The organism is Type-D symbiont of Plautia stali (assembly GCF_001485335.1).
GTDB classification, from domain to species: Bacteria; Pseudomonadota; Gammaproteobacteria; order Enterobacterales; family Enterobacteriaceae; genus Pantoea; species Pantoea vagans_C.
In genome coordinates, this window is sequence record NZ_BBOC01000057.1 from 1 (window position 1) to 12007 (window position 12007).

9 protein-coding genes are annotated in these 12007 nt (G+C 54.6%); all 9 read left to right on the forward strand.

Annotated features, from left to right (window positions below; genetic code table 11):
* Window positions 1-362 (forward strand): ATP-binding cassette domain-containing protein (locus PSSD_RS17410; RefSeq protein WP_153011460.1); only part of this gene is annotated, 362 nt, incomplete at its 5' end.
* A 14-nt stretch (window positions 363-376) separates the two neighbouring features.
* A complete protein-coding gene (locus PSSD_RS17415; RefSeq protein WP_039329049.1) occupies window positions 377-1408 on the forward strand; it encodes an ABC transporter permease in 1032 nt (343 codons plus the stop codon).
* 677 nt (window positions 1409-2085) lie between these two features.
* Window positions 2086-3003 carry a nitrogen assimilation transcriptional regulator NAC gene (nac, locus tag PSSD_RS17420; protein WP_058973094.1) on the forward strand — a complete coding sequence of 306 codons (918 nt, stop codon included), beginning with the start codon at window positions 2086-2088 and terminating at the stop codon, window positions 3001-3003.
* A gap of 772 nt (window positions 3004-3775) precedes the next feature.
* Complete coding sequence (cbl, locus tag PSSD_RS17425; protein WP_039336659.1) at window positions 3776-4735, forward strand: HTH-type transcriptional regulator Cbl; 960 nt, start codon at window positions 3776-3778, stop codon at window positions 4733-4735.
* Between the two features lie 152 nt (window positions 4736-4887).
* On the forward strand, window positions 4888-6345 hold the full coding sequence (locus PSSD_RS17430) for an NAD-dependent succinate-semialdehyde dehydrogenase (RefSeq protein ID WP_058973114.1): 1458 nt from the start codon (window positions 4888-4890) through the stop codon (window positions 6343-6345).
* A gap of 397 nt (window positions 6346-6742) precedes the next feature.
* Complete coding sequence (locus PSSD_RS17435) at window positions 6743-8212, forward strand: aldehyde dehydrogenase family protein (protein WP_058973095.1); 1470 nt, start codon at window positions 6743-6745, stop codon at window positions 8210-8212.
* Between the two features lie 32 nt (window positions 8213-8244).
* Window positions 8245-8913, forward strand: a complete 669-nt coding sequence (locus tag PSSD_RS17440; protein WP_039336663.1) for a haloacid dehalogenase type II — start codon at window positions 8245-8247, stop codon at window positions 8911-8913.
* 14 nt (window positions 8914-8927) lie between these two features.
* Window positions 8928-10205, forward strand: a complete 1278-nt coding sequence (locus PSSD_RS17445; RefSeq protein WP_058973096.1) for an NAD(P)/FAD-dependent oxidoreductase — start codon at window positions 8928-8930, stop codon at window positions 10203-10205.
* 177 nt (window positions 10206-10382) lie between these two features.
* On the forward strand, window positions 10383-11987 hold the full coding sequence (locus PSSD_RS17450; protein ID WP_058973097.1) for an ABC transporter substrate-binding protein: 1605 nt from the start codon (window positions 10383-10385) through the stop codon (window positions 11985-11987).
* Window positions 11988-12007: the final 20 nt, after the last annotated feature.

Below are 12007 nucleotides of genomic sequence, written 5' to 3' on the forward strand. Positions count from 1 at the left end.
ACTGCATGGAGCAGATCCGCAAACTCAATATTAAAACGCCGACCATGGATCAGATCATCAACAACCTCAGTGGCGGTAATCAGCAGAAGGTGCTGATTGCGCGTTGGCTGCTGGCACAACCGAAGATCCTGATCCTCGACGAACCGACACGCGGTATTGATGTCGGGGCAAAAGCCGAGATTTATCGCTTAATCAGCGAACTGGCAAACCGGGGTGTCGCCATCATTATGGTGTCCTCTGAACTGCCTGAAATTCTTGGTATGAGCGACCGCGTGATGGTGATGCACGGCGGGCGTATAACTGGCATCCTCGATAAAGAAGAGGCCAATCAGGAAACCATTTTGTCGTTGGCATCCGAGTGAGGCGCGAGACATCTATGAGTAACGTAAAAATTACGGCCCCGCAGGCCGCAGAATCGACTTCCTTCTTTGGCAACCTGCGCCATAAGTTGCCGAAAGATACCGGCATCTTTGTGGTGATGTTAGGGATTGCTTTGATTTTCGAAATTGCAGGCTGGTACGTCCGTGACCAATCTTTCCTGCTCAACACCAACCGCCTGGTTCTGATCGTTCTACAGGTGGCCATTATCGGGATTATCGCGGTGGGGGTGACGCAAGTCATCATCACCACGGGTATCGATCTGTCATCCGGTTCGGTCATCGCACTGACCGCGGTGGTCGCGGCCAGTCTGGCGCAAACCTCGGACAGCTTGTCACCGATGTATCCGTCATTAGTTAACCTGCCAGCCGTGATTCCGATTGTGGCCGGTATTGGTGTGGGTTTATTGTGTGGTGTAATGAACGGTTTCCTGATTACCAAGACCGGAATCCCGCCATTTATCGCCACACTGGGCATGATGGTATCGGCACGTGGTCTGGCGCAATATTACACCCAAGGTAACCCGATCAGCTTCTTGTCAGATGGTTTCACCTCCATCGGCCAAGGCGCGATGCCAGTGATTATCTTCTTGGTGGTGGCCTTCCTGTTCCACATTGCCCTGAAACATACGCGCTACGGCAAATATGTCTACGCGATTGGCGGCAACATGACGTCGGCCAAAGTATCCGGTATCAACGTCAACAAATACCTGATCATCGTTTACACCATCGCCGGTGCGCTCTCTGGTTTAGCAGGTGTGGTGCTGGCGGCACGTGTCAGTAGCGGCCAGTCAAGCATGGGTATGGCCTATGAACTGGATGCGATTGCCGCAGCAGTTATCGGCGGTAGCAGCCTGATGGGCGGCGTAGGACGCATCACTGGTACGCTGATTGGTGCGGTGATCCTGGGTCTGATTAAGAGCGGGTTCACCTTTGTGGGTGTCGATGCCTACGTGCAGGACATCATTAAGGGCATCATTATCGTAGCGGCAGTTTCCATCGATATGCACAGAAACCGCAAGAAACGCTAATACGCTTCATACTTCACACTGTAGCTGCGTTGGCTACGCTCGTTTACCCTGGTCACATAGTGAACTATGCTCCCAGGGCTAAACGGGCTTGCCGCCTTGTTGCAGCGCGAATGACTTTGCGTATCGGGATACGCTTCATACTTCGCACTTTAGCTGCGTTGGCTACGCTCGTTTACCCTGGTCACATAGTGAACTATGCTCCCAGGGCTAAACGAGCTTGCCGCCTTGCTACAGCGCGAATTATTTTGCGTATCGGTATGTGATGAACACATTGTAAATCTCTTTCGCTCGCTTCCCTCTCTCTCACAATAAGTTTTCCCACTGGTTGATCCTGTTCTTTTCCCCGCGTTTGCTTTCGATTTGCCCCTTTCTGCTCATTTTTTGCCACTTCTGCACCATACCAGCGCTGTTGGTCATCACTTTTTTGCACATCTGACACGCAGTTTGTGCACCAATAGAGTGCGAGGTGGGTTCTTTTTAAACACCTCGGGTCATGCATTGAACTTATTAACTCCTTCGAGGTAATCAGAAAGGCTTATTTTCCGGGCCGTTAGGAATAATCTGGACAGGCTTTTTGGTGTGCAGAATAAACCTGGCCTGCATATTGCAACTTCATGAACACAAGCCAGCAGGCTGAGACACCCATATTTGGGCATTCGGGGATTGACGGAGGCAATATGAACTTAAGACGACTGAAGTACTTTGTAAAAATCGTCGATATCGGCAGCCTGACTCAGGCAGCAGAAGTGTTGCACATCGCGCAGCCTGCGCTTAGCCAGCAAGTTGCAACGCTGGAAAATGAACTCGATCAGCAACTGCTGATCCGCACCAAACGTGGCGTCACGCCAACCGAAGCCGGTAAAATTCTTTATGCTCATGCCCGCACAATTTTACGTCAGTGTGAGCAGGCGCAGACCGCAGTGATTAATGCCGGTCAGGCACTGAATGGTCAGGTATCCATTGGCCTGGCACCGGGTACGGCGGCATCGTCTTTGACGATGCCTCTGCTGCAAACCGTGCGTGAGCAATTCCCCGATGTGCTGGTCTATCTGCATGAAAACAGCGGCACTTCATTAAATGAAAAAGTGATGAACGGCCAGCTGGATATGGCGGTGCTGTACGATCGTGCGCCGACGGCAGGCATCAACAGTGTTCCTTTGATGAAAGAAGAACTCTATCTGGTGGGCGCGACGGCTTGTCCGGGAGCCACCGTCGATCTGGCTGATGTCGCGCAGATGAATCTGTTTCTGCCACGTGATTACAGCGCCGTGCGTAAACGTGTTGATGAAGCCTTTTCTCTGCGCCGCCTGAGCGCGAAAATTATCGGTGAGATTGAGTCAATCTCTACGCTGACAGCCGCCGTTTCCAGCGGTATGGGCGTGACCGTGCTGCCAGAGTCAGCGGCTCGTGCGCTGGTAAGTTCAACTCATGCGTGGATGGCGCGTATTAACAGCCCGTCACTGAATCTGCCTTTGTCATTGAACATCTCTGCACGTTTACCACTCTCACCATCCGCACAAGCGGTGAAAAATATTCTGCTGTCATTGCTGAATAAGCCGATGACCGAAGAACGCGAGTTGATGTTAGTGGGTTAAGTGTCGAAATACTGGCTGTAAATTGTAGCGGCGCAATTTATTGCGTAATGCATGTCAGTTAAGCGGCAGACGATAACGCCGTCTGAGACCGCACCGGGGCTGGCGGTCCTCGCGCCGCTACGCGGTACCTTCACTTCACTCGTCTGCCTTACGGACCGGTGCCGATGGAACATCCATGTTCCAGCGCCACCTTTCGCCCGCGTCCTGCGGGCTCTCCTGGCATACTCGCTCCGTTCAGCGCTGCGAAATGCCTGCTCTGGTGCGGCCCCAGCCGGCTCATTAGCTTCAGTGCGACTTGTCAAAAAGGGCACATTGTCTGAGGCTATGACGCCTCTGCTGCCCCCTCAGAACTATCCGCAGCGCTGAGACTTTTACGTTGGGCCAGGAGTCCCACGCGGGGAGGCGTGGGGCAGTTCGCGGCCGACCATGGATGGTCATCCGCGAACGGTCCGTCCGGCACGACGTGGAAGTCGAAGGTACCGCGTCAGCGGCGCGAGGACGGCCCAGAGGGGGCAGTAGTGGCGGCAGAGCCCGCACGGAAAAGAAAGGCCGCTTATCAATAAACAGCCTGAGTACTTAACTGACGAGCATTACGCAATTTATTGCGCGGTAAATTGCGCCGCTGCCAATATGGATTAAGCGCAGGCCTTAGCGAGCCCGTAAACACCTCCCCTTATTACTATTCCGCATAACACACCGTTTTTTATTATTTGTTGCAATCACACCAACTTCATAACATGGACGAAACAGGGCAGGAAACAGGAGAAAGGGTGTGAATTTCCAGCAACTTAAAATTATACGCGAAGCGGCACGTTGCGAATTCAACCTGACAGAAGTGGCGAATACGCTTTTTACCTCGCAATCCGGGGTCAGTCGCCATATTCGCGATCTGGAAGATGAACTCGGTGTCGAGATCTTCATTCGTCGCGGCAAGCGACTGTTAGGGATGACCGAACCGGGCAAGGCGCTGTTAACCATTGCTGAACGCATCCTCGATGAAGCCGGAAAGGTGCGTCGCCTGGCGGATGTGTTTACCAATGAGACCAGCGGCGTGTTAACCATCGCCACCACGCACACCCAGGCGCGCTATAGCTTGCCACGGGTGATCAAAGCGTTTCGTCAGCTCTACCCGAATGTGCGTCTGGAGTTGAATCAGGGTTCGCCGCAGGAGATTGTCACCATGCTGCTGGCCGGTGAAGCGGATATTGGCATTGCCTCCGAGCAACTGGTGAATAACAGCAGTCTTGCGGCCTTCCCATGGTTCAGCTGGCATCACTCATTGTTGGTACCGCACGACCACGAGTTGCTGCAGCATCAGCCGGTGACGCTGGCCAGCCTGAGCCGCCATCCATTAATCACCTATCGGCAAGGAATTACCGGTCGTTCACGTGTGGATCGCGCTTTCCAGGCGGCTGGCATCAAACCCGATATCGTCCTCAGCGCACAGGACTCGGACGTGGTGAAAACCTACGTTGAGTTAGGGCTGGGTGTCGGTATTCTGGCTGACCAGGCTTGTGACATTTACGACGGTGAAGATTTGGTGAAAATCGACACGCATCACCTTTTCGATGCCAACACCGTGTGGCTCGGTCTGAAGCGTGGTCAGCTGCAGCGCAACTATGTTTGGCAGTTCCTTGAGTTGTGTAATGCCAATCTCTCGCTGGAGGAGATCAAACGTCAGGCGCTCTCTTACGAAAGCGAAGCCGAACCGGCCATCGATTTCCAAATTTAACCTGTCAGGTCGTCATTCGTGGCGACCTGACACAGCATAAAATTTCTTTTCCCGCCGCAAAACACACACCTGCTTTGATTCCATCCCACAGAAAAACATCCTGCGCTGTCACGTCACGATAAAGTGAAATAAACAGGACACAGGGGATGAACATGTCGCGAATTCAGTTGAAAGATGCAGAGTTATTGCGCCAGCAGGCGTTGTTTGGCGGATGCTGGCAGGATGCGCACGCGGGGGCCACGCTGCCGGTTATCGATCCCGCCACCCAGCAGCAGATTGCCACCATTCCCGCCTTGGGTGCGGCTGAAACCGAGCAGGCGATAGATTATGCTGAGTCGGTGCGCGTCAGTTGGGGTAAAACCCCTAATGCCACCCGTGCGGCGCTGCTGGAAAAATGGCATCAGCTGATTATCGACAACGCCGATGATTTGGCGATCATCATGACCGCCGAACAGGGCAAACCGCTGGCAGAAGCCAAAGGTGAAGTGCTCTACGGGGCCAGCTTTGTGAAGTGGTTTGCCGAAGAAGCGCGTCGTATCTACGGTGACACCATCCCGGCACCGAGTGAAGATCGTCGCATTCTGGTATTAAAGCAGCCAGTGGGTGTCGCAGCGGCGATAACACCGTGGAATTTCCCGATTGCAATGATCACCCGCAAAGTGGCCCCTGCGCTGGCCGCAGGCTGTCCGATCATCGTCAAGCCTTCTGAACTCACTCCTCTCTCTGCACTGGCACTGGCGGTGCTGGCAGAGCGAGCGGGCTTCCCTACCGGCGTGTTGCAAGTACTGACCGGACTGCCGACTGAGATCGGCAGTACACTCACGGCCAGCCGCACGGTGCGCAAAATCTCCTTTACCGGTTCAACCCGTGTAGGTCAGCTGTTGATGCAACAAAGTGCCGATAGCATCAAGCGCCTCAGTCTGGAACTGGGCGGCAATGCGCCACTGATAGTGTTTGATGACGCCGATCTGGATGTCACCATCCCAGGCGTGATGGCGAGTAAGTTCCGCAATGCCGGACAGACCTGTGTCTGCGCCAACCGCATTCTGGTGCAGCGCGGCATCTACGAACGTTTCAGTGAAAAACTGCTGGCAGCGGTTGCTACCCTAAAAGTGGGTGATGGCTTTGAGCCGGGCAGCACCCTGGGTCCGCTGATTAACGATCGTGCCGTCGAGAAGGTTAACAGTCATATTGATGATGCGCTCAGTCAGGGGGCAACCTTGTTGCACGGCGGCATCGGTGCGCCAAACGGCACTTTTGTCGAGCCAACGGTGTTGGGCAATGTCACCAGCACTATGCGTATTGCGCATGAAGAAACCTTTGGTCCGGTGGCACCGTTATTTGTTTTCGATACCGAAGAAGAAGCGATTCGCATGGCGAATGACACGCCTTACGGCTTGGGTGCGTATTTCTTCACCGAGAATATACGGCGTGCCTGGCGCGTGGCGGAGTCTCTGGAATTTGGCATGGTCGGTTTTAATACCGGTGCCATTTCATTAGATGCGGCTCCTTTCGGTGGAATTAAATTATCCGGATTAGGGCGCGAAGGATCGCGCTATGGAATTGAAGAGTATCTGGAGCAGAAAACATTTCATATGGGGAGCCTGTAAATATCGGTCGCCATAAATGACGACCCTACAGTAGGGCGCGCATTAATGCGCACCAAAATAAAAACAGCGCCGATGGCCTCAGGTTATCGGCGCTTTTTGTTTTGTGCGCGCCGTCATACTTTTCCCACCCATCCCCGTTTTAGTGCAAGTTTCATGCGAGCTGCACCGCTGCGACGCACGAATTTTGTGAAGTAAATCATCTGTTTATTCCTTCGGCAATTCCGCAAAATTTCGCTCAACAATACGGCAGAAAATTTTTTTGGCGTGTTTTTTACGCATTTTTATTTTTCACTGGGCTGGCATACTTTCTGCATTAGCTTATTAACGTGACAGATAAATGTGGTGCAAATCGTTAATTGGCGCACATGTGATGGGTGTAACAAATAAGGAATTATCCATGTTAAGTTTCGACCCTGAAAAAGTTTCTCTTCCTTTAGGCCATTATATTGGTGGCCAGCATGTCACCACACAAGGTGCGCGCTTCGCCGTGAAACGCCCGTCCGATGGCAAAGTCTATGCCGAGCTGAGTGAAGCGCAGGCAGAAGACGTGGATCGCGCCGTGACCCTTGCACATCACACCCTGAAAACCAGCGGCTGGCGCAGTTGCTCACCGCGTGAACGTGGCAGGGTGTTACGTCGCTGGGCAGATCTGATTGAAAACGACCTGCTGCTGGCACAACTGGAAGCGCTGGGTTCGACGCGCCCAATCAGCGATGTCGTGCAGCATGAAATTCCGTTCACGGCGGAAGCTATCCGTTTCTACGCCGAGTGTGCAGATAAATACAGTGGCGACCTGTTCCCGACGCAAGAGAGCAGTCTCGGCATGTTGATTTCAGAGCCGTATGGCGTGATTGGCGCCATTACGCCGTGGAATTTTCCGCTGTCGATGGCGTCGTGGAAATGTGGCCCGGCCCTGGCAGCAGGTAATGCGGTGGTGCTGAAGCCATCCGAACTGACGCCGTACTCCACGGTGCGTATGGCGGAGTTGGCGGTGCAGGCCGGATTACCCGCCGGCGTACTCAATATTGTGCAAGGTAGCGGGGCGGTAACGGGCAGCGCGCTGGTGACACACCCACTGGTACGCAAGGTTTCCTTTACCGGATCAACCGTGACAGGCGCACGCATTATGAGCGACGCCGCGCAGCACGGCATGAAGCCTGTGACGCTGGAGCTGGGGGGCAAAAGCCCGCAATTAGTCTTCGATGATGCAGGCGATATTGATGTGCTGGCGCAACGTATTTTACGTGGTTTCACCGCGAACGGCGGTCAGGCTTGTGTGGCAGGCACCCGTCTGATTGTACAGCGTGCTATCGCCCAACCTTTGCTGGAACGCTTAGTCACACTGTGCCAACAACCGCGTCCAGGTGTGACCTGGCAGGACAGCAGCCGCTACGCGCCATTAATCGATGAACGCCAGGGTAACAAGGTGGCTTCGGTGATTGCCGAAGCCAAAGCGCAGGGCGCGGAAGTGTTGGTGGGTGGCGAGCGCTTTGCGGATACCGATGGCGGTTGGTTCTGGCAGCCTACGCTGTTGTGCGGTGTGGCGGCAGACAACCCGGCGGTACAGCAGGAGATTTTCGGCCCGGTACTCACTGTGCAGGAGTTCGATAGCGAAGAAGAGGGTCTTGCGTTAGCAGCGCATGAAACCTATGGCCTGTGCGCAGGGGTGCATACCCTCAGCCTGCCGCGTGCGATGCGGGCGATGCGGGCCATTGAATCGGGCACCGTATGGATTAACCGCTACGGCCGCTCTGGCGATTTTATTATTCCCACTGGGGGCTTCCTGGGCTCCGGTATTGGCAAGGATCTGGGACGTCAGGCTTTTCAGGCCTGCCAGCGCCAGAAGAGTGTATTAATCGATTTCTAAATTCACGTATCAGATAACGACGAGGTCGCGTCATGGCACTGTTTAAACCGAAATTCATCACCTTTGATTGCTACGGCACCCTGATTAATTTTGATATGGCAGGAGCAGCAGAGCGCTGCTTTAAAGATCGCGTGTCAGCGCAGCAGATGCTGGCATTCACCACGGATTTCGCCATCTACCGCCGCGATGAAGTCTTGGGTGCGTGGAAACCTTATTACGACGTGGTCAGTGATGCATTGCAGCGCACCTGTAAAAAATGGGGCGTGCAGTGGAGCCAGGCTGACAGTGATTTTATCTATACCGATTGCGCCACCTGGGGACCGCATCCGGATGTCCCTGCCGGGCTGGCAAAAGTGGCGAAAGAGTTCCCACTGGTGCTGCTGACCAACTCCATGAACGATTTGATCCCGCATCACGTGCCGCGTCTCGGTGCGCCGATCCACATGACCATCACCGCTGAAGAAGTGGGTGCGTACAAGCCGCAGATGAAAGGCTTCGAATACATGCTGGATAAGCTGAACTGCGGACCAGAGGATATTCTCCACGTTTCCTCCAGCCTGCGTTACGACCTGATGACCTGCTATGACATGGGCATCAAGAACAAGGTGTGGGTCAACCGTGGCCACGATCCGGCCAATCCGGCTTACGAATATACCGAGATCAAAGATATCGGCGGTCTGCCCGCTGTGGTTGGACTCTAAGCCCGGAGGCGGCGATGAAACTCGAATCATTCTGGCAAGACACGGCACCTGCTTTCACCGGTGCCGCCAGTGGCGCACTGCCCGCCGTCGCGGATGTGGTGGTGATTGGCGGTGGCTTTACCGGCGTCTCGACGGCACTCAATCTGGCGCGCAGCGGCATCAACGTGGTGCTGCTGGAGCGTGGCGAAATGATGAGTCAGGCCTCGGCGCGTAACGGTGGTCACTGCAATACCGGCGTGGCGCAGAACTTTGCTTCGCTGGTCGAGAGCCAGGGTATCGAGCAGGCCAGCCGCTTTTATCGTGCGTATGACGATGCGGTGAGCTATGTCGAACAGCTGGTGCGAGAAGAGCAGATTGATTGCGATTTCCGCCTGTGCGGCAAACTGAAGCTGGCCAGCAAAGCGTCGCATTTCCCTGGCCTGCGCAGTGCATGGCAGCTGATGCGTGACACTGTGGACCCGGAAATCGAGCTGATCAGTCAGGATGAGATTCGTCGTGAAGTGGGCAGTGACAGCTTCCATGGCGGTTTGCTGCAGAAACGCGGCGGCCAGATGCACATGGGCAAGTTTGGTATTGGCCTGGCGAATGCGGCTGCGCAGGCCGGCGTGAAAATCTTCCCGCACCATGCGGTGACAGGCTTAACGCGGCTGGAGGGGCATCGCCATCGCGTCACCACCACCAAAGGCGAAATTATTGCCGAAAAAGTGATGATGGCGACCGGCGTCTCCAACGAAGGACCTTTCCCTTGGTTCCAGCGCCGCATTGTACCCGTTGGCAGCTTTATCGTGGTGACGGAACCGTTGGGCGACGCGTTGATCGAGCAGATATTGCCAAAGGACCGTACTTACGTCACCTCACTGAATATCGGCAACTATTTCCGTACCACTGCCGATCGTCGTCTGGTATTCGGCGGACGGGCGCGTTTTGCCGTCAGTAACCCCACTTCAGATACGCGCAGCGGTGAAGTGTTGCGTGCCGCGATGACCGCGCTGTTCCCTCAATTGGGCAAAGCGCGCATCGACTACTGCTGGGGCGGCATGGTGGATATGACCGCCGATCGGCTGCCCCATGCCGGTGAGCACGAAGGCGTGTTCTATTCACTCGGTTACAGCGGTCACGGCACGCAGATGTCGGTGTGGATGGGCCGTGTGATGGCGGACTTACTGGCCGAAAAACGTAACGAAAATCCCTGGCAGCGCGACGCATGGCCTGCGCTGCCAGGTTACCACGGGAAACCCTGGTTTTTGCCTCTCGCAGGGCTGTATTACAAGGCTAAGGATCGGCTCTCTTAATAGGTAACCCGGTGCGCATGAATGCGTCATCACGGCTGGTGCTGTTTTTGGCCAGGTGCGCATGAATGCGCACCCTACTGGCGACCAGGTGGGTGGCCTGTAGGGTCGCCATTTATGGCGACCAGGTGGGTGGGACAATTTACAAAATATACAACTTTTCATATTGAGGGTGTGCAGATGAGTAAATTCGATAAAGAGTCTGACGCTGTGAATCCGGCCCTGACACGCATGCTGACGGAAGGGTCCATGTCGCGTCGTGGCCTGATGAAGTTGTTGTCTGCCGGTGCAGTGATGAGCAGCGGCTTGATAGGTTTTCCGCAGATGAGTTTTGCGGCAGAAACGCCGGTCAAAGGTGGCAAAATGCGTGCCGCCATGTCCAATGCTTCAGCAACGGATACGCTTGACCCGGCCAAAGGCAACAACAGCGGTGATTACACCCGTCAGTTTATGGTTTATAGCGGCTTAACCGAGCTGGACAAAAATCTGGCGGCGCAGCCTGCGTTGGCAGAATCGATTGAATCCAGTGATGGCATCACCTGGCACATCAAACTGCGTAAAGGTGTGACCTTCCACGACGGCAAACCGCTCACGTCCAAAGACGTCATTTACTCATTAAGCCGCCACAAAGATCCGGCCGTCGCCTCCAACGCCTTTAAGCTGGCCGATCAGTTCAAAACCTTCACCGCCGTCAATGACAACGAAATCACGCTGGAACTGAGCAGTGCAAACTTCGACGTGCCTTTCATGCTGGCGAGCGCACCGTTCCTGATCGTGCAGGATGGTACGAAAGACTTCAGTAAAGGCATAGGCACCGGACCATTCAAACTGAAAGAGTTCTCGCCAGGCGTACGTTCTGTCGGTGTCAAAAACCCGAACTACTTTAAGCCTGGCCTGCCTTACCTGGACGAGGTCGAACTGCTGGGCGTGACCGATCAGGCGGCTCGCGTCAATGCTTTAATGTCGGGCGATCTGCATGTGGTTTCGACCCTCAGCGCCGCTGACTGCAAGCGCATCAAAGCCACCAGTGATTATGCTGTGCTGGAGAGCAAATCAGGGATGTATACCAACCTGATTATCCGTACCGACATGAAGCCAGGCAGCAATGAAGATTTCGTGCTGGCAATGAAGTACCTGCAACCACGCGACATTATCGTGAAAACGGTTCTGCAGGGCTATGGCGATGTCAGTAACGATACGCCAGTTCCGCCGTGGCATCCGCTGTATAACGCCGATTTGAAACCGCGTCCGCTCGATGTCGAAAAAGCCAAGTTCCACATTGAAAAAGCCGGTATGAAAGGCGCCACGGTGGAGATCATTACTACGCCAAATATTGAGGGCGCGGTGGAAGGCGGCCAGTTGATTCAGCAAGTTGCGCGTAATTCGGGCCTGAAGATCAACGTGCGCCGCGTGCCGTATGACGGTTACTGGTCAACCCACTGGACCAAAGATCCAGTGGGTTACGGCTCAATCAACCCGCGCCCAACGCTGGACATGTTGTTCTCGCAGTTCTACCTCTCCAGCGCCGCAAACAATGAGTCAGGCTGGAAGAACCCACAGTTTGATCAGCTGGTGGTGGCTGCGCGTGGTGAGCGCGATCAGGGCAAGCGCAAGCAGATGTACGGCGATATGCAGAAGCTGATTTACGACCACTGCGGCACCATTATCCCGACCTTTATCAGTAGCACTGACGGCTACAGCAAGAAAGTCGGCGGTATTGAGGCCTGGCCGAGCGGCATGATGATGGGCTATCGCTTCCATGAGTTCGCCTGGCTGAAAGCCTGATTTATCACCCGTAAGAGGAG